Source organism: Staphylococcus sp. GDX7P312P (genome assembly GCF_008385775.1).
In the GTDB taxonomy this organism is placed as follows: domain Bacteria; phylum Bacillota; class Bacilli; order Staphylococcales; family Staphylococcaceae; genus Staphylococcus; species Staphylococcus haemolyticus.
This window is the reverse complement of record NZ_VUKI01000020.1, coordinates 41,972-63,584: the sequence shown is the minus strand read 5'-3', so window position 1 is coordinate 63,584 and position 21,613 is coordinate 41,972. Positions and strand designations below refer to the sequence as shown.

General features: G+C 32.9%; 20 protein-coding genes. 7 read left to right on the top strand and 13 right to left on the bottom strand.

Annotated elements, in window-relative coordinates:
* Nucleotides 1–153: 153 nt before the first annotated feature.
* The 7 genes from F1592_RS05865 to norA all read right to left on the bottom strand — a co-directional run bounded on the left by F1592_RS05865 (nucleotide 154) and on the right by norA (nucleotide 8,391).
* Entirely contained in the window at nucleotides 154–1,530 is a 1,377-nt protein-coding gene (locus tag F1592_RS05865) for a hemolysin family protein (RefSeq protein ID WP_037536437.1), read from the bottom strand.
* A gap of 555 nt (nucleotides 1,531–2,085) precedes the next feature.
* The gene (locus F1592_RS05860) at nucleotides 2,086–4,059 is read right to left on the bottom strand and encodes a PTS fructose transporter subunit IIABC (protein ID WP_053017228.1); all 1,974 of its coding nucleotides are present in this window, start codon (nucleotides 4,057–4,059) and stop codon (nucleotides 2,086–2,088) included.
* Nucleotides 4,060–4,064: 5 nt separating this feature from the next.
* On the bottom strand, nucleotides 4,065–4,985 hold the full coding sequence (pfkB, locus tag F1592_RS05855) for a 1-phosphofructokinase (RefSeq protein WP_053017227.1): 921 nt from the start codon (nucleotides 4,983–4,985) through the stop codon (nucleotides 4,065–4,067).
* 2 nt (nucleotides 4,986–4,987) lie between these two features.
* Nucleotides 4,988–5,743 carry a DeoR/GlpR family DNA-binding transcription regulator gene (locus F1592_RS05850; protein WP_053017226.1) on the bottom strand — a complete coding sequence of 252 codons (756 nt, stop codon included), beginning with the start codon at nucleotides 5,741–5,743 and terminating at the stop codon, nucleotides 4,988–4,990.
* A gap of 153 nt (nucleotides 5,744–5,896) precedes the next feature.
* Nucleotides 5,897–6,376, bottom strand: a complete 480-nt coding sequence (ybaK, locus tag F1592_RS05845) for a Cys-tRNA(Pro) deacylase (RefSeq protein ID WP_053017225.1) — start codon at nucleotides 6,374–6,376, stop codon at nucleotides 5,897–5,899.
* Nucleotides 6,377–6,472: 96 nt separating this feature from the next.
* Nucleotides 6,473–6,958: a hypothetical protein gene (locus F1592_RS05840; RefSeq protein ID WP_011276458.1), complete on the bottom strand. Its 486-nt coding sequence runs from the start codon at nucleotides 6,956–6,958 to the stop codon at nucleotides 6,473–6,475.
* Between the two features lie 260 nt (nucleotides 6,959–7,218).
* The gene (gene norA / locus F1592_RS05835; RefSeq protein ID WP_149809654.1) at nucleotides 7,219–8,391 is read right to left on the bottom strand and encodes a multidrug efflux MFS transporter NorA; all 1,173 of its coding nucleotides are present in this window, start codon (nucleotides 8,389–8,391) and stop codon (nucleotides 7,219–7,221) included.
* A 239-nt stretch (nucleotides 8,392–8,630) separates the two neighbouring features.
* Here norA and F1592_RS05830 point away from each other — a divergent pair, with 239 nt between their 5' ends.
* The 3 genes from F1592_RS05830 (at nucleotide 8,631) to F1592_RS05820 (ending at nucleotide 10,174) form a co-directional block, all read left to right on the top strand.
* The gene (locus tag F1592_RS05830) at nucleotides 8,631–9,050 is read left to right on the top strand and encodes a PPC domain-containing DNA-binding protein (protein WP_053017224.1); all 420 of its coding nucleotides are present in this window, start codon (nucleotides 8,631–8,633) and stop codon (nucleotides 9,048–9,050) included.
* 231 nt (nucleotides 9,051–9,281) lie between these two features.
* Nucleotides 9,282–9,899, top strand: coding sequence for a DUF1361 domain-containing protein (locus F1592_RS05825; protein ID WP_037536452.1), 618 nt, complete (start codon nucleotides 9,282–9,284; stop codon nucleotides 9,897–9,899).
* A complete protein-coding gene (locus F1592_RS05820; RefSeq protein ID WP_053017223.1) occupies nucleotides 9,896–10,174 on the top strand; it encodes a hypothetical protein in 279 nt (92 codons plus the stop codon). Before F1592_RS05825 ends, F1592_RS05820 begins: the two co-directional genes overlap by 4 nt.
* Before the next feature lie 302 nt (nucleotides 10,175–10,476).
* Here F1592_RS05820 and F1592_RS05815 read toward each other — a convergent pair whose 3' ends face one another.
* The 4 genes from F1592_RS05815 to F1592_RS05800 all read right to left on the bottom strand — a co-directional run bounded on the left by F1592_RS05815 (nucleotide 10,477) and on the right by F1592_RS05800 (nucleotide 14,989).
* Nucleotides 10,477–11,850: a cryptochrome/photolyase family protein gene (locus tag F1592_RS05815; RefSeq protein ID WP_053017222.1), complete on the bottom strand. Its 1,374-nt coding sequence runs from the start codon at nucleotides 11,848–11,850 to the stop codon at nucleotides 10,477–10,479.
* Between the two features lie 98 nt (nucleotides 11,851–11,948).
* On the bottom strand, nucleotides 11,949–13,514 hold the full coding sequence (locus F1592_RS05810) for an SLC13 family permease (protein ID WP_016930918.1): 1,566 nt from the start codon (nucleotides 13,512–13,514) through the stop codon (nucleotides 11,949–11,951).
* Between the two features lie 175 nt (nucleotides 13,515–13,689).
* Complete coding sequence (locus F1592_RS05805) at nucleotides 13,690–13,986, bottom strand: hypothetical protein (protein ID WP_037536459.1); 297 nt, start codon at nucleotides 13,984–13,986, stop codon at nucleotides 13,690–13,692.
* 73 nt (nucleotides 13,987–14,059) lie between these two features.
* Nucleotides 14,060–14,989, bottom strand: coding sequence for a CobW family GTP-binding protein (locus tag F1592_RS05800; protein WP_037536462.1), 930 nt, complete (start codon nucleotides 14,987–14,989; stop codon nucleotides 14,060–14,062).
* A 223-nt stretch (nucleotides 14,990–15,212) separates the two neighbouring features.
* Between F1592_RS05800 and mgrA the strand changes: the two genes are divergently transcribed.
* The gene (gene mgrA, locus F1592_RS05795; RefSeq protein ID WP_037536464.1) at nucleotides 15,213–15,650 is read left to right on the top strand and encodes a global transcriptional regulator MgrA; all 438 of its coding nucleotides are present in this window, start codon (nucleotides 15,213–15,215) and stop codon (nucleotides 15,648–15,650) included.
* 148 nt (nucleotides 15,651–15,798) lie between these two features.
* Here the strand turns inward: mgrA and F1592_RS05790 are convergent, their stop codons facing one another.
* Both F1592_RS05790 and F1592_RS05785 read right to left on the bottom strand, forming a co-directional pair.
* Nucleotides 15,799–17,460, bottom strand: coding sequence for an amino acid ABC transporter ATP-binding/permease protein (locus F1592_RS05790; protein ID WP_053017221.1), 1,662 nt, complete (start codon nucleotides 17,458–17,460; stop codon nucleotides 15,799–15,801).
* Nucleotides 17,457–19,088, bottom strand: a complete 1,632-nt coding sequence (locus F1592_RS05785) for an ABC transporter ATP-binding protein/permease (protein WP_107610046.1) — start codon at nucleotides 19,086–19,088, stop codon at nucleotides 17,457–17,459. The genes F1592_RS05790 and F1592_RS05785 overlap by 4 nt, the downstream gene beginning before the upstream one ends.
* Nucleotides 19,089–19,391: 303 nt before the next feature.
* Here F1592_RS05785 and F1592_RS05780 point away from each other — a divergent pair, with 303 nt between their 5' ends.
* From F1592_RS05780 to F1592_RS05770, 3 genes are all read left to right on the top strand, one after another.
* Entirely contained in the window at nucleotides 19,392–20,267 is an 876-nt protein-coding gene (locus tag F1592_RS05780) for an undecaprenyl-diphosphate phosphatase (protein ID WP_037536471.1), read from the top strand.
* Between the two features lie 213 nt (nucleotides 20,268–20,480).
* On the top strand, nucleotides 20,481–21,155 hold the full coding sequence (locus F1592_RS05775) for a hypothetical protein (RefSeq protein ID WP_011276471.1): 675 nt from the start codon (nucleotides 20,481–20,483) through the stop codon (nucleotides 21,153–21,155).
* A 6-nt stretch (nucleotides 21,156–21,161) separates the two neighbouring features.
* Nucleotides 21,162–21,608 (top strand): YaiI/YqxD family protein, encoded by a 447-nt coding sequence (locus F1592_RS05770; protein ID WP_037536472.1) that lies wholly within the window; start codon nucleotides 21,162–21,164, stop codon nucleotides 21,606–21,608.
* Nucleotides 21,609–21,613 lie beyond the last annotated feature (5 nt).

Here is a 21,613-nt window from a genome sequence, read left to right as displayed (position 1 = left end):
CTGGGACAGAATTCTTTTGAATTCGTTGTCCCAGCCCTCAAAGTTAAAAAGAACTGAGAAACGCTTCATTTAGAGCGCCTTCTCAGCTCAGTCAGTTTATGCAAATTTGCGATATAGCTTTGTATAGTATTAATTCATCCAATACTCTTTAAATTATTCACGACTTTCATCGCTATTATCTTTTTTATCTTCACTTTCATCTTCGTCTTCACCGAATGTTGGTCTATTATCGATGAACTCATATTTAAGTACAACCCAAACTAGTTGATGATTATCCATTTCAGACACAATCCAACGATCATATTGTGTATCGATATGATCTTCAACTTGTAAGTTAGTGTTGTGGGCTTGGAGCCAACCACCTATTGTATCAATGTCTTCTGAATCTTTAAATTCAATGTTGAATTTTTCATTGAGGTCATCAAGAAGGACACGTCCATTAATCTGATACGTATCTTCACCAAGTTTAACGATGTCATTTACTTCATCATCATCAAACTCATCACGTATTTCACCGACAATTTCTTCAAGAATATCTTCCATTGTTAAAATACCAGCTGTGCCACCGTACTCATCAATAATTAAACTGATATGTACGTGTTCACGTTGCATTCTAACTAACGCATCACTAATGCGAGTTGTTTCTGAAATCATTGGTAATTCATGGATATAATTATTGATTTTGATAGGTTTCCCAGAAGCATACTCTGTTAAGAATTCTTTAACGTTGATGAAACCTTTAATATGGTCTTTGTCTCCATCCTCAGTAATTGGGTAACGTGTAAATTGATGTTCTTTAATCGTCTCTAATAATTCGTCAACATTGAATGGTTCATTTAAAGTCACCATCTGAGTACGTGGTACCATGATATCTTTTGCATGTCTCTCATCAAATGAAAAGATATTTTGCATATAGTTTAATTCTGTTTGGTTGATTTCACCACCATTATAACTGTTGTTAATAATGATCTTAATTTCCTCTTCTGACATAGCATCAGTTTGAGCGTCTGGATCAACACCCAACATTCTAATTATCACACGTGCTGAACCATTCATTAACCAAATCAAAGGTTTCATTATATTACCGAAATAGTACAATGGTCTAGCGTAAGTTAGGGCTAATTTTTCTGTATGTTGAATTGCTATAGATTTCGGTGCTAATTCACCTAATACTACGTGTAAATAAGTCACTACGATGAATGAAATTACAAATGAGATTGTTGTAGTTAATGCATCAGGTAACTGTAATAAGTTAAATAGAGGATGCAACAATTTTTCAAATGTTGGTTCCCCTAACCAACCTAATCCTAATGAAGTAACTGTAATACCTAATTGACAGGCTGATAAATAATAGTCAAGATTTGCAATCATCTTTTTGACAATTTTAGCGCTACGATTACCTTCTTCAGCTAACTGTTCAATACGCGTTGAACGTACTTTAACTAATGCAAATTCTGAACCTACAAATACTGTTGTTAATGCTATTAATAGAAAAAATATTACTAAATTTATTATGGTCACTGTATCCAATTAATTCCCTATTCCTAGGGATTCACCTCCAAATAAATGTGTCCCATATGGGTAACACGAATTTAATTCGTAATGTGCTTTGACGATATAAACACATGTTAAGACCTTCCCATTGCGACACCCCCGAAAAAATGTATTACTTTTATTTTATCATATATTAATTACAAATAGTTGATTGTAACGCTTTTGATTAAAAAGTTACAACTTATCATTTAAAACTAATATTGCGTAATAGTCAAGAGAGGACTACACTAAAGCGCTCGGGAGTCACAAAGCATAAATTCTTTATCACTAAAACGCTTTACTTCCTATGACATACTCTCATATGTCTACCCATTTTTACATATTTTAATGACTCTATACCAATTTGAAATGATAATGTTTTATTAGCGCTGAAATTTATGACTAAGACAAAAATGGAGCAAGACATAATTCATAATGAATTCATTATCTTGTCCCAATCTTGATAATATAGACTCCTCGTCTAGTTATGAAGAATAAATTAAAGTATTAAAAAATCTCTCGCCCAATTATTAGGGCAAGAGATTTTTATTTCTATTCATCCATAGCTTTTGAAGCTTCAATTTCGTTTTTAGTTACTTTTGGTTTCAATAAACCATACATAATTGCTGAAACAAGTGTACCTACAATTAAAGCAATTAATGTTTGTAAGATATGACTAAAGTCAGTCGCTGCAATAACAATGATACCACCGTGTGGTGCATTGATTCTTGAACCTAATGCTAATGCAATTGCACCACCGACACCTGAACCTACCATCATTGATGGAATCACACGAAGTGGATCCGCTGCCGCGAATGGAATAGCACCTTCAGTGATGAATGATAATCCCATTACATAGTTTGGTACGATTGAGCCACGTTGTTCTTTAGTGAATTTACGCTTAAATATTAACATTGCTGTCGCAATTGCTAATGGTGGAATCATACCACCGACCATTGCTGCAGTTATTGGTGCCGCGTTACCTTCTGTTAAGGCTGCAGTAGCGAATACATAAGCTGCTTTGTTAAATGGTCCACCCATATCGATAGCCATCATTGCACCGATAACTAAACCAAGTAATACAATATTTGAACCTGATAAGCTATTTAATCCATTTAATAATAAGTTATTTAACCATGCTGCTGGCGGGTTAAATGCATAAATCATTAATAAACCAGTGATAGTTACACTTAATAATGGATAAATTAACGTTGGTTTTAAACCTTCAACTGCTTGTGGTAAGCCACGTGTAATATATTTAATACCTTGTGTTAAGTAACCTGCTAAGAAACCTGCAATAATACCACCGATAAATCCAGAACCACCAGAAATGGCTAACATACCGCCTACTAAACCAGCTGCGAAACCTGGTTTATCTGCAATACTACGAGCGATGAAACCTGATAAGATTGGAATGATTAAGGCAAAGGCACTCTTATTACCTATATTCCATAATTGTTCTGCAAAAGCGTTGTGCTCAGAACTTTTAGGATCAAATGAGTTAGCACCGAATAAGAATACGATAGCCATCAAGATACCACCAGCGATTACTAAAGGTAGCATATTTGATACACCGTTCATTAAGTGTTTATAGAACGCTTTACCAAAGCTTTGTTTCTCATTACTTTCACTATCTGTAGATTTAGAGTTACCACCACGTGCTACAAATGGTTTACGACTTGTATCAAGTGCTGTATTAATAAGTTCTTCTGGTCGTTTGATACCATCAGCAACTGGTACTTCAACTACGTTTTTACCGTCGAAACGATCTGTTTCAACATGAACATCTGCAGCTACGATAACACCTGTCGCACGTTCGATGTCTTGTTGAGTTAAATGATTTTTAATACCGCCTGAACCATTTGTTTCAACTTTCATTTTAACGCCCATTTTATCGGCTTGCTTTTTCAAAGCATCGCGAGCCATGTAAGTATGTGCGATACCTGTAGGACATGCTGTTACTGCTAATACATAAGGTTCATTAGGGTCTGTTGTGCTTGTAGAACCACTTGTTGCACCAGCGACAGCTGCTTCTTGTTCTTGTGCTTCTTTTTCTTCTTCTTTAGTTGCTTCATCATCTGCATTATCAATAATTTGAAGTACTTCTTCAGGAGAGTTTGCATGTAATAAGCTTTCTCTCACTTTATCATCCATTAAGATACCAGATAATTTAGCTAGCGCATCTAAGTGTGTTTGTGCGCCACCTTCTGGAGCAGCAATCATGAAGAATAAATGTGCAGGCTGACCATCTAAACTTTGGTAATCAACACCTTCTTTAGATTTACCGAAGGCAATGGCTGGAGATTTTACTGCTGCTACTTTTGCGTGTGGAATTGCAATTCCTTCTCCAATACCTGTTGTACTTTGTGATTCACGATTATGAATTGCTTCTTTAAATTGAGCAATATCACTTAATTTGCCAGCTTTATCTAATTGATTCACTAGTTCATCAATGACACCATTTTTATCAGACGCTGATAAATCCATAGCAATTGTATCTTTTGTTAGTAATTCTGTGATTCTCATTAATTTCACTCCCCATCAAGTACTGTAATAGTAACTTGTGATTTAATTTTTTCTATATCTTCTATTGTTGCTAAATCTTCAGTAAATGCCGTTGCTGTCCCAGAAGCAACAGCTTGTTGAAATGCATCTTCAAGTGATAATCCAGATTCAAGACCTGCCACCATACCAGCAACAGTGCTATCTCCTGAACCAACCGTATTAACGACTTGTCCTTTAGGATTTTGAGCTTTTATACTACGCGTTTTATCTATATAAATTGCACCATCTCCACCTAGAGATATAATGACTGATTGTGCACCTTCTTTTAAGATTTCACGACCATACTTAACAACATCTTGGTCGCTCTCAACAGTCATATCAAACATTTCTTCTAATTCATCTTTATTAGGTTTAATAAATAATGGTTGATATTTTAGCACTGTGTTAACTAAATCTTTTTCAGCATCAACCACCAATTTTGCACCTGTGCTTTGAGTTATTTCTGCAATTTGAGCATACGCATCACTTGGAATACTCTTAGGTACACTACCAGCAACAATAACTGTATCTTCCTTTGTTGTCTGTTTAATTTGATTTAATAATGCTAGGAATTGGTCATCAGTAATAGACGGTCCTGGTGCATTAATTTCAGTTTCGTCACCAGATTTCAGTTTTACATTAATACGTGTATCTTCATCAACTTTAATAAAGTCCGTTTTAATTTGACTTTCTTCTAATGTTTGAGCTATAAATTCTCCAGGAAAACCTCCAGCAAATCCTAATGCTGTAGATGGTACACCTAGTGTTTTTAAAACACGAGATACATTGATACCTTTCCCACCTGCAAATTTATAAGTAGATGTCGCTCTATTTAACCCTTTTATTTCAAATCCATTAGTAAACATAATGTAGTCAATAGATGGATTGAATGTTACTGTATAAATCATGGTTACCCTCCTATAAACACGTACTTCTCTTTATATTGTTCAAAATGTGAAAGTGCTATTGTTTGTTTTGAAACCACCATTTCAACATGGTTTTGACTAATTGGCACATGTGCAAAATAAACTTCATCTATTTTTGAATGATCAAGTAAAACATATGATTGATTTGCTTGTTCCATGGCCTTCTCTTTTATTAGTGCCTCTTTTTCATCTGGCGTTGTAAGACCATATTTTAAATCTAAACCATTCATTCCTAAAAAAGCCTTATCAAAACAATAACGACTCAATGTATCAAGTGCACTAGCACCTACTGTGGCAAATGTTGTTTCTTTAACCTGTCCACCTATCATCAAAGTTTTGATGCCTTGGTTAAGTAACTTTTCAACATGCGTTAATCCATTTGTAACCACTACAATATTTTGTGCTTTAATGAATGGAATCATTTCAATCGTTGATGAACCAGCATCCATAAAAATACAGTCATTATCTTCGATGAGTTTTGCAGCAAATTGACCAATCATTCTTTTTTCTTTTAAATTTTGCGACAATTTATCCGACAGAATTGGTTCATTATTTCTATTACTATTTAATGTTGCTCCTCCATGAACTCTTTGAAGTCGACCTTGTTGTTGCAATTTCGATAAATCTCTTCTAACAGTTGAAGCGCTGCAACCTGTTCGATCTATTAATTCTTGGAGTGTGAGAAAATCTTTTTTCCTTAATTCCTGAAGTATTAAGTCATGTCTTTTTTCAGAAATCATTTAACCACCCCGCTTCAACTCACATTATAATGTGTACGCTTACATTTTTCAATCACAAATTGTCAAAAACAATCAAAAACATTCATTTCGGTTTAAAAATTAACAGATATTACACAATTTGTCATCCCATTTGTAATATCTGTCACTATATTGCTATTTTTGAGTAATGTCTTCTACTTGTGCATTTGTCATTGAAACAAGATCCTGAAGTTGTAACACAATTTGAATTCCTCGTTGTCCACCGCTCACGATAATTTTTTCACGTAAAGAAGCAGATTGATCAATCGTAGTTGGAAATAAATGTTTCATGCCTACTGGAGAACAACCACCTCGTATATAACCTGTTACTTGTTTCAAATTATCTAATGGCATTAGCTGTAATTTCTTTTCATTAACGACACTTGCCGCTGCTTTCATATCTAATGACTCACTGACTGGAACTACAAATACGAAATGATCATGTTCAGCATTTTCTAATACAAGTGTTTTAAAAACATCATGGACATTTTCACCGACTAATTCTGCAACGCGTTCACCATCCATATGCCCATCTTCCACCTCAAATGTTTTGACTTCATAATCTATTTTAGCTCTGTCTAACATACGCATCGCATTTGTTTTCTTATGTTTCATACACGTTCACCTCAATTTCATCTTTATCTATAATCTTACTACGCTTTCTATGAAAAATAAAAAGAGCGCTCTTCTCTATTATAAGAAAAGGCGCGCTCATTGTGCGTTATTAGATAAGGCTTCTATTTTACCCGTTTTATTTACTGCAATATTACTACTTTGTGATTGATGGTTTGGATTCAATTGATACGTAATATCTTGATTCGTTTCACCACTACGTTCTAAATTGACCACTTTACCATATTGATGATTCGTATAATTTTGAGCAATTATTCTACATTCTTCAGAAGAATATTCATGCTTATTACTATTTGCATTGTCATGGGAAGTGGAATCTATTTTATTATAGTGTGTTTCCATTTTGCGTTCATCAGCATTTTTTTCTGATGCTTTAGCTGTGTGACTTGTAGTAATATCTAACATTTTCTCAGTTGCAGAGACACTACTCATCTTTGAAAATGTAGAAATAGTCTGATGCACTTTAGCTAAGGCATTTTGGTTTGTAGCTATAAATAATAAGAAAGCTAGACATAACGATAAAATTACAGCCACCATACCTAAAAGTATGTTTTTTAAATTCATCTCCTTACCCACATTTCTCTCTAAATTTTTATTTATCTTAACATATATAGAGAGTAAAAATAATTATGTAGACTGCAATTTAAAATAACTGTAATCTTTGTAATACTTCTATTAATAATCGACGCTATATTGTTACAATTTAACAACATAAATGTAAAAACAAGCAATGACATCGTCAATTTTTCAATTAAAAACGAATGATATCATTGCCTATTTCATTTAATATTCATATTGTCTCTTACTTATCCATTCTATGATCTTTACTTCGTTGTGTGTTTTCGACGTCTCGTTGCTTGCAGTGCTTTTTCAACAAAAATAATCACGATACCGAACAACATAACTATGATTGCCATATATAAAGGAAATTCCACGTTAACATCAAATAAAGCGCCTGCTACTAATGGACCTACAAAGTTCCCCATACTAGTAAATGTGGAGTTTAATCCACCCGCAAAACCTTGACAATTACCTGCAATGTTAGAGTAGTAGTTCGTAAGTGCTGGACGAATCAAATCGAATCCAATGAACACGATAAAACTAACAAACATGATCGTCCAATAGCTATGTGACAAGATTAATAAACCAAGTACAATCGCTGAATAGAGTAATGACCAGATAATAAAGGTTAATTCAGTCATGTATTTCATAAATTTGTCGAAGAAGAAGACTTGGAATACCGCTCCTGCTACGCCACCACCAACAATTGCGATTGAAATATCACGTGGTGTATAGTTGGCTTTCTCAGCTGTATAAAGCGAGAATAATGTTTCAAATGCTGATAGACCAAATGCCAGTACTAATGTCAAAATAATTGGCGTAATAAAGACTTTCCAGTTAATTTTTGTAAATACTTCCGGTTCAATTGAATGGAATCCTTCAGTTGTTTCTTTGCGTGGGTTATGAATTAATAATAAAGACATGATAAATGCTAATACACCTAAAGTTCCCGCAAAGTAAAATGGAGCTCGATGAGAGAATTCCGCTAAAAATCCGCCAATCCCTGGACCTAAAATAAAGCCTGAATTGATAATAGCTGACATATACCCAAAGTTCTTGGCTTTATCTTTAGCTGGTGAAATATCTGCAATCATACCAGTTACACCAGGCATTACCATCCCTGCACTAAAACCACCTAATATTCGCGAAGCGATTAATACAGGAAAATGATGACCGATAGCGAATAGAAACTCCGATATGGCAAATAGAACTAGACCAATGCAGATAATTAATTTTTTTCCAAGTTTATCAGCCATCGTACCACCGAATGGTGAAATAATCATTTGAGATAAGGCAAACACTGCTACCAATATGCCTAAGTCGCTACCTTTTAGACCTAAATCTTTCAAGTAAACGGGGAGTACAGGTATTACCAATCCGATACCTACAAAGATTAAGAAAATATTGAAGTACAATGTAAATAATTGTTTTTTCATGATGACACCTCATTTCATTTTTATTTGGTAAATTTCATCATTTCATTGAAGATCAATTTTAATCATGCTTCTGATTAAATATAAATGAGCTACGTCTAATAACATAGTTGAAAATTACATAATATTAGGACATTGTATACTATTTAACTTCTATATTACAATAGTAAGATTTAAATTCTAAGCAATAAAACTCACTGGCTAGTATAATGTAGGTAACTTATCAAATTGAGGTGACGATGATGAAATATAATAAAGATGGTCAAACGTTTCTTTTAGTGCTAGACAAAGGCGAAGATATTGTAGAAGTCCTAACACAATTTGCTGTGGAACAAGAAATGAAATTCGGTTCAGTTAGTGGTATAGGCGCATGTGACAATGTAACGTTGAATTTTTATAATTTAGACACTCAAAAATATGAAGCACGTGAAGTTAATGAAGCTTTAGAACTAACAAGTTTACTTGGCAATATTTCACATATTGACGATAAACCATTTGCGCATTTACATGGAACATTCGGAACACGTGATTTCCAAACATTGAGTGGTCATTTAACGAAAGCTGTTGTATCAGCTACGGCTGAAATAGTAATTCAAATGACTAACTTAGATGTTAATCGTACACATGATGAAGAAACTGGATTGAACTTATTAAGACCTTAATGCAATGTATAAATTAAATTAGCCCATAGATGACATATTTAGATATGCATCTATGGGTTATTATATGTATTCCTCATTTATTACATTAAAATAGCGTTTTATATCTTTAAATTTCTTTTAACTAGATAAACATAATGCTTAAATATTTGATTACCATTTAGGTAACCTTTATTATTAATCATTGACTAACTAAAATAAACTCTTATTTTTTTAAAGAAAGTAGTGTATAACATGACTTCGCGTTATATTGCCAGAATATATTTCATAATACTTTTCACATTCTCACTATTTGAAACACGTGTATTTAATTTTATGAGTTTAAACCTCTTTTTAGCTTATATACCATTTGAGTTATGTTTACTATTAAGATTATTTAAGCCAAGAAAAAAATATGAATGGCCACTATTTATAATATTTGGTTTAATTTTTGTATTGCTAGTGCCTAATACTTTTTATATGCTAACGGATTTAATTCATTTAAATCAATTTACATTTGATTTTTATGTTCAATTAAATATTATGGAATGGCTATATTTTACTTACCTATTATTAGGTGTCTTTTTAGCAATGTATTGTATGATTCTTATATTTATAAATTTGATGCATTTTACTTCAAAATTATGGCTAAATCGTACTCTAATTGTAGTACTTATGTTCTTAAATGGTTTAGGTATTTATATGGGACGTTTTTTAAGATTCCATACTGTTCATTTGATTACTGAACCTTTCACTATTATTCGTCAGGTGATTGCATCTTTAAATACACAATCCATAACATTTATTTTACTTATGGTATTACTACAAACCGTAATCGTTATATTCGTGAAAGGAGTGAGAGTGGCAAAATGATTTGGCACATTATAATTCTTCCAATTATTATTATTGCTTTACAACTCATTATTGGACATTTCTTTCATAAAAATGGTTTTAGTATGACACATAGTATTATCCTTATGTTATTACCACTTGGCATTGGTTTGTATCTCGTTCAAATTTTTTATTATGAACGCCGTTATCCTAAATGGGAAGTGCCATTAAATGTCAAACTACGATTAAAATATATGTATTTGGTTACTTTCTTAGAATACGTAGCCGTTTATATATGCTTATTTGCCTTAAAATAACACTTAAAACCTTGGTGAAGATAAGTGTTCACACACTTACGTAAGTAGTTCGAATATAGATAATGAATCGTAGTTGAGTACGGGGCCCCAGCAAAGAGATTTTCAACAAGAAATTCTACATGCTATGCAAGCTGGGGTACGGGGCCCAAGCAAAGAGATTTTCAACAAGAAAATCTACAAGCAAAGCAGGCTGGGGTAAAATAATTTTTGTAAAATATTATTTCTGCCCCACTCCCTTCCAACAAAAGTAAATTGGAGTGAGACAGCATTTAATTTGATTGCTATCTCACTCCAATTATTTTTTATATTTGTTTAAATACTGACATAACATGGTCTCTTGCTTCTTTATGATCGACTAGTGGTTTTGGATAATCCTGACCTAGTTTAATACCTTCTTGTTCTAACTCCGCTTCATGTTTAAAAGGTTCATGTAATAATTTAGGAGTAACATCATTTAATTGTGGTATAAACGTTTTAATGTACAAAGCATCTTTATCAAATCGTTCACTCTGACGACTTGGATTAAACATTCTAAAGTAAGGAACAGCATCTGTCCCTGTAGATGCAGACCATTGCCAACCATGTACATTTGATGCGGAATCAAAATCGATTAATTTTCTTCTAAAATAATCCTCACCCCATGTCCAATCAATGAACAAATCTTTCGTTAAAAACTGCGAAACAACCATTCTCATACGATTATGCATAAATCCAGTTTGATTTAGTTCAGTCATTGCTGCGTCAACTATTGGAAAACCAGTACGCCCTTCACACCAACTTTTAAATTCATCCTTATTATACTCCCATTTAATTTCACGATATTTTTCATTAAATGCCTCATGAGCTGTGTTTGGATATTGTGTCATTAACACATAATAGAACTCTCTGAACATCAATTCTCGTATAAACTGTTCAATATTATGTTCGTCCTCTTCATAACGCTCTAACAATTGAGTAACAATTTGTTTAATGTCTATTATGCCATAAGCTAAAATGATACTTAACTGACTCGTTAAGACTTCAGGCAAATATTCACGATTGGTTTCATAATTTTGTATGTCTTGATCTATGTAATCATTCCATTTTTTAATTGCTTTTGTTTCTGAAAGGCCAAACTTCGAATAATCTTGGATTAACTTTTGCTGAGATTTCACGAATAAATCTGACAAGTCCTTTAATTTATAGGCATAAGAGTCATGCTTTCTTAGTTTAGAACGATGTGCCTTATAAAAGCTGGTAAACACTTTGTATGGTTCCCCTTGTTTGTTCATCGTAGCGCTTGGTTTGAAATAGTGATTGGCACGCACTGTGGTAACTGTAATATTGTGCTTGTTGAAAGCCTTTTTTAAATGACGAATATCATAACTTTCTTGATGATAACTCATAATATCGCCAGCAACAATAACTTCACTGAGAGATTTATCCTCACAAAAATCTCCTAAATCACTATAGTCTAACAAGTAGGGTTCAATATCATACTGTCTTAAGTCATTTAGAAATGATTGCATTACACCATAATAATAATTTGCTTTCATGTCTGTGCCATCTTCTTCAAATATTTCCTGTGGAATAATGAGGTAGCATTTCTCAATATCCTCTTTATTCTGATGAATATATTCAAATAATGGATTATTATTAATTCGGAAAACGCGATTTAGTATTACACCTATAGTCATCATTTCACTCCTGTTATTAAAGGTTCATTAACTTTACCCTTTTTCCAATAATTAAAATCAGAAACTTTATGTTTCGACTTAATGAAATACCAAAGTCTTTAAACCAATCCTAACCATTTCCAATATGTCAAACTAAATATAATTACTAAGATATAGGCAATAATAGTTAGTGGTACTCCTGTCTTTAGGAAGTCTTTAACTGTGAATGTACCCGTACCATAAGCAAGCATATTTTGTGGTGCGCTAACGGGTAATAAGAAACCAAAGCTAATTACAAATTGTTGAATTAGCACAAATCCAATCGATTGATCACCTAAATGTAATGTAGCTGTAAGTGATATAAATACTGGTATAAGCGCGGAAGATAAACTTGTTGCACTCGCAAACCCAAGATGAATCAAGATATTAAATAGTGTTATAAGAGCAATAGTAGCTATGAGTGGCATATGTTGTAACCCCATAAGCCCGAAGGTTTGGTCACTCAGCCACTGTGCAGCGCCTGTTTTTAATAGTACATTCCCTAGTGAAATCCCTACTCCAAATACTATAATTGTTCCCCAAGGTATTGTTTTTTCTACACCTTTCCATGTAATAACACCAACTTTAGGTGTTAACATAATTGCCAAAGCAATTAAAGTAATTGACGCAGAGTCTATAGGATGTAGAATCTTTTCAGTAGACCAGAAGAAAAGTAATAACACAGATATAATTATCAGACGCCATTCTCTAAAAGAGACTGGTCCTAATTTATCTAATTCTTCTTTGATCAATTCTTTACCGCCTTCAATTTCTTTATGTTCAGGTGGCATCACTTTCATCATGATAAAGAATAATGCGATTGACATAAGGATAGACCATGGTGCAGCATATAAGAACCATTCTCCCCATGACACATCGTGTCCTAAGTTCTGATTAATAAAATTAGTAGCTACAATATTTTGAGCAGCCGCTGTTTTTATACCAATGTTCCAAATCGAAACGGCCTGGACTGCTGTAATAATTAAAAGTGATGCAAGTTTACTTTCTTTTGATACTTTGAATGCAGCAATCATACCTAATAAGATTGGTACAACTGCACCCGCTCTTGCAGTTGCTGAAGGAACAAAGAAAGCTAGTAAAATTGAAACTAAGATTGCACCGATAACAATATTACGTGTTTTATTACCTACAATTGATAGCACTAGTAAAGCCAAACGTTTATGTAATTGCGTCTCTTGCATCGCTGCTGCCAAAAATAATGCCGCAGCTACTAATGCAACTGCAGATGTAGAGAATCCACTAAAGGCATGCGTTAATGCATTTCCCGTGCCTAACCAATCTGCGCCAGATAATATTTTATCTCCCTCTTTTGGATTACCTAGTTTCTCTGACAGTTGTTGGACTGGACTAAATCCACAAATTAAAATGATTAAACCTAAAATCATTGTTGCTGATACTGGATACGTTACAGCTTCGGTTACCCACATAATAACGGCAAACGCTAAGATGGCAAGTGCTCCTTTTGCCATTATTGGTAACCCTGCTGGTGTTGGTAATAACAAGATAATTAATAAAATGGCAAAGCTTATAATAATCCAAATTGGCTTATAACCACTTTTACTCTTTTTTTCCTTTTTATTTTTTAATAGGTTGTTATTCTCCTGTGTAGCCTGCACTTTTTCCATAGTTACCACTCCCTTAATTTGTCAAATTCAGTATATCAAGAAAGCGCTTCATCGATGATGGAATGTGACAAAATACACAAAATATTCACTTTTCATATTATTTTAAGCATAAAAAAACTTTGTGATAACGTCTTACTGACTATCACAAAGTCTATGTCATTCTTTATAAAGTTATTTAACCAAAAATTTCACGATTCAAGCCAAACACATATAATAGCGTAAAGAATGTAGCCGCACTCAAAACAGTCAAAATTAAAGATAAAATGAGTGTTCGTTTGAAGCGATTAATAAAAGCTATGAATAAAATACCTAAATTGTATGCAAAAAAGAGTCCGAATAAAGCCATTGTCACTTTAATATTGGTATAAAATATATTAAACAGTAGTACGATAATAGCAAAAACTGTATAAGGAATCGTAATACATCTAAATTCAAAACGAATTTGCTTCGTACGTTTATCTTCGTTATTCATGGTCAAACCCTCCTATTTTTATTATAAAACATAAAAAAGTAAACGCCTATGTCATAACTGTGACAAAACGATATTATGTGAATTGAATCATATCAAGTTGATTACGTAATCTATCTGTATCCAATGACTCTCCAATGATAACGATAGTCATCGGTACGTCTTTATCGATAATGCCATAATCAGGTAAGCCCATTGCATATTGAAATTCATATGTTACTTCTGGTAGATCTCTAAACTTCACAAATCCTTTTAAGCGAAGTACACTATCTGGCAAACGCATAATAAATTGATAAAATAACTGACGGTCTATTGCTGCTGTAAATGTATACTGCATCGACTGAATCCCATGATGATGTGTATGTTTATGCTTAATTTCATTATGTTGAATCACTTTACCGTTGATTTGGTCATCATTAAATTGACTATAAGTGGTAATAATTATAGGCGCTTGTGGATTGAGTTTATTTAAATTTTCTTTAACGTCGTTAAGTGCTTCTTCACCTATTAAATCAGTTTTATTTAGTATTATCGTATCACTATAACGTAATTGTTCTTCTAATAACTGAGTTGTTGAAGGACTATAGACTTCTTTTTTAGTGAATCTTTGTGCATCTACAATACCAATAATTGTTGGTTCATGAACATTTTTTATTATTGTAGGGTCTTGGCAAGCCGAATAAATCTCAAGAGGATGCGCTAAACCAGTTGCTTCTATGAGAATATGACTCGTATCTGCTTGATCAATCAACTGTTTCAATTGGTTAACTAAATCGTTATTTAAATCACAGCATACGCAGCCATTAATTAATGAATGAATGGAAACATCATTTCCAAGTAATAAACTATCAACGTCAAATGATCCAAATTCATTCATTATAATTGTTATTTTCTCATCTTTTTTTAATAATTGCTCTATATAATGTTTTAGAAATGTAGTTTTACCACTTCCTAAAAAGCCATTTACGATTGTAATTGATATTTTTTCATTTTTATTATTTATCATTTTAAAATCTCTTTTCTTTTTAAAATTAATATGAATATGATAATATATGTATTTATTTTAGATTACACTTGATTAAAATAGAAATATCTTCTAGAATTTAAACATACTTTAATTTTAGCATGGCATTGAGACGAAGTGTGTTGCAAGTTATATTTTATACAACATAGACGAAATTTAATCCGAAACATAGAGAGACGGATAGAATGTCTGGAGGAGAACTTTAATGTCTGAACAACATAATTTGAAAGAGCAACTCTGCTTTAGTTTGTACAATGCACAAAGACAAGTTAATCGCTACTATTCAAATAAAGTCTTTAAAAAGTACAATCTTACGTACCCACAATTTTTAGTGCTAAGTATTTTATGGGATGAATCTCCTGTAAATGTTAAAAAGGTAGTTACAGAACTAGCTTTAGATACTGGTACTGTATCACCTTTATTAAAAAGAATGGAACAAGTTGACCTCATCAAACGCGAACGTTCTGAAGTTGATCAACGTGAAGTATTTATTCATCTTACTGAGAAAAGCGAAAAAATCAAACCTGAATTAAGCGATGCATCTCAAAAAGTCGCGAATGCTTCTTCTTTAAGTAATGATGAAGTACATGAACTCAATCGTCTATTAGGGAAAGTCATCGATGCTTTTACCGAGTCAAAGTAAAATGACATGCTAATACTAAGCCAATTAAAGTTATTCGTTTCGAATCAAATTACTATATATTTATCAATAACGAAAAGCCTGAGTTATCTATAACAGATACCTCAGGTTTTTCGTTTTAAGACAACGTATGCGTATATTTAAACATTGTCTAATTCATTTTTAATAAACGACTTAAATAATGGTTACCATGACTTAGTTCATCATAACTCCCTTGTTCTTTAATCTGTCCATCAATAAGAACAACTATCTTGTCGAAATATGGCAGTAATTTTAAATCATGCGTTGCAATAACCAATGTTTCAACTTGTTCATCAATCAATTGCATCACTTGTTTAGTATTATCCTCATCTAATGCAGTCGTTGGTTCATCTAATAACCATATTGAGGAACCTTTTAGAAAAAGTCGCCCTAATGCAATACGTTGCACCTCACCACCTGATAATGTGTTTCCATCTAAAGTGATTGTTTTTTCTAGATCTAGATAGCCTAAATTGAGGCTCGTTAAGACACGTTGAATGACATCATCATTTTTACTAGAGAACATATTGTAACGTAATGTACCATCAAATAATTGTTGTGATTGTAAAAGAACATTAAGCTTTTCAAAGCGAATGTCTTCATCTAGTTGTGATATGTTCTGACCATCGAGAGAAACTTGTCCTTTATCGATATCGTACAAACCACTCATAATTTGTAATAATGTACTTTTCCCTGAACCAGATGGTCCAACAATCGCTACTTTTTCCCCTTTTCCAACAGTTAAATTAATATTGGATAACGTTGGTATTTCTTGATGTTCGTAACTAAATGATACATTCCTAATATTGTATACGTTACTCTGTTTTGTTACCAATGATTGCTTAGATTGATTTACTGGATATGATAGAACATCATTTAAACTATTTAACGCTTCATCAGTATCTGCTTTGTAATATGCAAAGTTACTCATAGGCACTGTTTGTTCGAATAAAGTTAACATCATCAAAACAATACTCGTTAAATACACAACATTTAATTGCCCTTCTTTAACTTGAATAAATCCTAATGCTAAGGTAGCAAATATAGCGATCATTGCGATTATATTTAGCATATAATCATATAAAGTTAAAAATCGCGTTTCTTTCGATTGCATTTTGTCATACGATTCTAATGCATTCATTAAATCTTCACGATAGGCTTCTACATTGTTAAAACGATCTAACTCAGCATAGCCTTCTTTGTAATCGTAAAATTGGGTAATCGTAGTTTGTTGCTGTTGTGCAACTTGTTGCTTTAATTTGCCTACACGTTTAGCACTCAACCACGGTACAAGCCAAAGTGAACACAACATACTTATAATGATAACTATAGCATGCATAACACTAAAATATACCAACGTTACTGCTGCAATAATTGCTGTGAAACCAATGACAACCGGTGGATAATAGACTCTTAAATAGATGTTTTGTAAAGCTTCTACTTTGCTTATCATTTTAGTCAATAAATCAGCGGATGAATATTGACGATATAAATTAGGTACTCTAGGGATTAATTTTTCTAAAAATTGAACCCGAACATCTCGTAACATTGTAAATGTCGTTTTGTGAGATAGTAAACGCTCCCCGTATCTTGCAATCGCACGTATAAACCCGAACAACTTAACCGATACAACTAACACCATTAATGCATATAAAGGTGCGCCTAAAGCACTTTGAGTTACCATGTAACCACTTAAGAAGAACATTGCTAATGCAACGACACTCCCAATAACACCCGTCAATATTGCTAATATTAAATCTTTGTCAGGTCGAAATCGAATTTGTGGTTTCACACTAAGTCACCACCTTTTTCAAGTCTTACAGAAATCGTTTGATCATCTTCAACTAAGTAACCATCTTTTATAAATAATCGTCGCGTTGCTTGACGAATCGTTGAATCGCGATGGGCAATCATAATCATCGTTACCCCTTCAAAATGTTGTGCGATGACTTGTTGAATAACAGTTTCAGTCTCTAAATCCAGGCCAGTGGTAGGTTCATCAAAAACAACAATATCAGGATTCATTAATAACACCCTTGATAACTCAATACGACGCATTTGTCCGCCTGATAGCATTTCTCCACCTTCACCTATTCTGCTATGAATACCATTTTTTAGAGACATTACCTTTTCTTTTAGTCCAACCATCTCTAACACATGAAGAATTTGGTCGTCATCAACTTTTTTAAACATTGCTATGTTGTCTTTAATTGATGCTGAAAAAATATAAGGATTTTGACTTAGCATTCCAATTTGATTAACACATTTGTTAAAGAACACATGCCCACTCGTCGGACGTACTATTTGAGTAAGTAATTTGGCTAAAGTCGTTTTACCTGCACCACTTGGTCCAACAATCGCTACATTTTCACCCTTATCTATCTTGAGCGATATATCACGAATGGCATAAGAGGGACTATTAGGATACTGATAATTGACGTTGCGCATCTTAATAAGTGATTCTTGTTGCTCTTTTACTATTTCTTGATTAGTAAGCGGTGTGTTTTCAGAATCTAAAAATTCAAAAACTACATCACTAGCACCCTCACTTTGTTTACCCGTGTGGAAAGCTTGTCCTAAATCTTTAATAGCATTATAAAATTCAGGAGCTAATATAATTGCAATAGCTGCTGTTTTAAAATCAATATTATGAAAAACGACAAGACTTAATGCTGCTTCTAAAGCAACCAATCCAATACCAAGCATACTTATGAATTCGAGCATCAAACTCGATAAAAATGCACTCTTTAATATGCGCATCGTTAAATCTCGAAATTGTGTACTATCTTCGTATACTTGTTTTTTCGTGTGGGCTGTCTGTCTAAAAAGTTTAAGTGTAATCAGTCCCTTAGACACATTAAGAAAACGTTGGCTAAACTGATTTAGATACGTCATTTGATCTTTTGATTCATCACGTGTTTTAAGTCCAAAAATGATATAAAAAAGTGGAATAAACGGTGCTGTAACTATCATTATTAATGCAGTATTTAAATGAATAAAACACATTGCTATGATAATCATTAAAGGGATCATCATAGATTTAAAGACCTGTGGCAAATAATTTTTAAAAAACGGGGATAGTCCGTCTATTGTCTCTGTTAAAATATTAATTTGCGTTCCTGTAGCAATAGTTGATTCTTTCAAAACAACTTCTCGACGCAATTGATGTTTAACTTTGCCAGCTAACATATCACCTAATCTTAAGTTAATCATATTCAATGTTGCTCTAAGGATTAAAACGATTAAGATGATAATCAATAATGAATTTACAGAACTCAAATGATTGTAAAGCACTTGATCTAAAAAACTCGCAATACTTATATTCTGAACCACTACTGTTATTGCTAAGAACATACTTACAATTCCCATAGATAATGGAAATACTTTATATTTAAATACTAAATTCATTAGTTTTTTCACTTTATCTTCACCTAATTTATTATTATAAAAGGTTCTCAATTGTTTATCATTTAATATCTTTTAAAAAACAGTGACAATATAATGAACATAACATCTCAACCTTAAGTCCGTTGCGGTAAGTTAGTTATATCAGTAAATTAGTAAAGGTACTGCGATATATTGTATATAAAATTAATTATTAGTTATCTCATTATTATTAGCGTTGATTTGATGCGTTATGATATTATAGAAAAGTGAATTTTGACAACAATATATTTAAAGACAACAATATTTTAAATTTTTAATAAAAGAAAGAGGTTACTTATGATTATTATCGAGTTTATCAAGGGCCTTATCTTAGGTATTGTCGAAGGTTTAACTGAATTTGCTCCAGTTTCATCTACAGGTCATATGATTCTAGTGGATGATATGTGGTTAAAATCGACTGAATTTCTAGGTCCTCATTCAGCTTTTACATTTAAAGTTGTAATTCAATTAGGTTCTGTTTTTGCTGCGGCATGGGTATTCCGTGAGCGTTATTTCGAAATGTTACATATTGGCAAGTATAGAAACACTTCAATAAATGAAGAATTTCGTTCTAAACCACGTCGATTAAATTTACTACACGTATTAGTTGGTATGATTCCAGCTGGTATATTAGGTGTGTTATTCGACGATTTTATTGAAGCGCATTTATTTAGTGTTCCTACTGTAATGATTGGTTTATTCTTAGGTGCAATTTATATGATTATTGCAGACAAATATAGTAAAAAAGTTCAAAATCCTAAGTCAGTTGACCAAATCAATTATGTTCAAGCATTCGTAATTGGTATCTCTCAAGCGGTAGCAATGTGGCCTGGTTTCAGTAGATCTGGCTCTACGATTTCAACAGGCGTCTTGATGAAGTTAGATCATAAGTCTGCTTCTGACTTTACCTTCATTATGGCTGTACCTATTATGCTAGCTGCAAGTGCACTATCATTAGTTAAAAACTATCAATATATTGAACTTGCACATATTCCATTTTACTTAATTGGATTCTTGGCTGCCTTTATTGTTGGCTTGATTGCAATCAAAACATTCTTACACTTAATTAATAAAGTGAAGTTAGTACCATTTGCAATTTATCGAATCGTATTGGTAATAATTATAGCCATTCTTTACTTCGGCTTTGGAATTGGACAAGGCATTTCAGGTTAATTATAAATCAATCTAATAATGGCTTTACGCCACATAACATCGTCAAAGATTTAATCTTTGGCGATTTTTTTAGTCAATTAGCTGACTAAGACACTCTCTTAACCTACCTAGTTTTACTCAAGTTAATATAAGGGTTCTAGCTAGTTCCTTCGTTTAGTATGATGTATCATAGGGTAATGAAGATAAATAGTAAATCTAATGGAGGCAACGAGTATGGACAAAAAGAAAATCATTAAAACGGCGATTAATGTTTTACCAATCATTATTGTGCCACTAGTAGTAGAACGTAAGCGTATTAAATCTCATCCTGAGGTACAAAAAGCAACTCATGCAACGTCAAATGCAGGTCAAGCGATTGCGAATAAAGCAACAGGTGCAAAAGAGTATTTAGGAGATAAAAAACAAGAATTCGACAACAAACGTGAATTAAAGAAAATTGCAAAAGAAAATGATCCTGAATACATTCAGAAAAAGGGCGAAAAGTTAGCTAAGAAAAACTATAAAGAAGCTGACAAAATGAATAAAAAACTTCAAAAAAATATCGAACAACGTCATAAAGAAGAAGAAAAAGAGCGTGAAAAGAACGAAAAACAACGCATTAAAGACATGAAGAAAACTCAAAAATATCAAGAAAAAGTTGGTTTAACTCCTGGTAAACTTGATGATGAGACAGAGAAAAAAGGCGAAAAACTCGAGAAAGATAATAAAAAAGACGTTAATAAGCTAGATAAAAAGCTCCAAAAAAATATTGATAAACGTCATAAAGAAGAAGAGAAATTACAAAAGCAAGAAGAAAAAGCACGCATCAAAGAAATGAAAAAGTTCAAAGATCATGAAGCTGAAAGTGTTGTTACACAAAATAAAAATGAAGATAACAATAAGGCGTAACGCTTTATGACACGTGTAATCATTGATGGAGATGCTTGTCCAGTAGTTGATTCAGTAATTGAATTAACTACTGGGACAGGCATTTTTGTTACCATTTTACGCAGCTTTAGCCATTACTCAAATAAAGTGCTCCCAAGTCACGTTGAAACAATTTATATTGATGATGGACCTGATGCTGTTGACTATAAAATTGTAAAGCTAGCTAAACCAGAAGACATTGTAATAACTCAAGATTATGGACTTGCCAGTTTATTACTATCTAAAGTTAAGATTGTAATGCATCATAAAGGGCATTTGTATCGTTCAAGTAATATAGATATGTTATTACAACAACGTTATAATAATGCACAGATAAGAAAGCAAGGCGGTCGTCATAAAGGGCCTCCCCCTTTTTCAAAAGAAGATAAAAAACAATTTGAGCGTGCATTTAAATCTGTTATCAAACAACTATAGGAGGA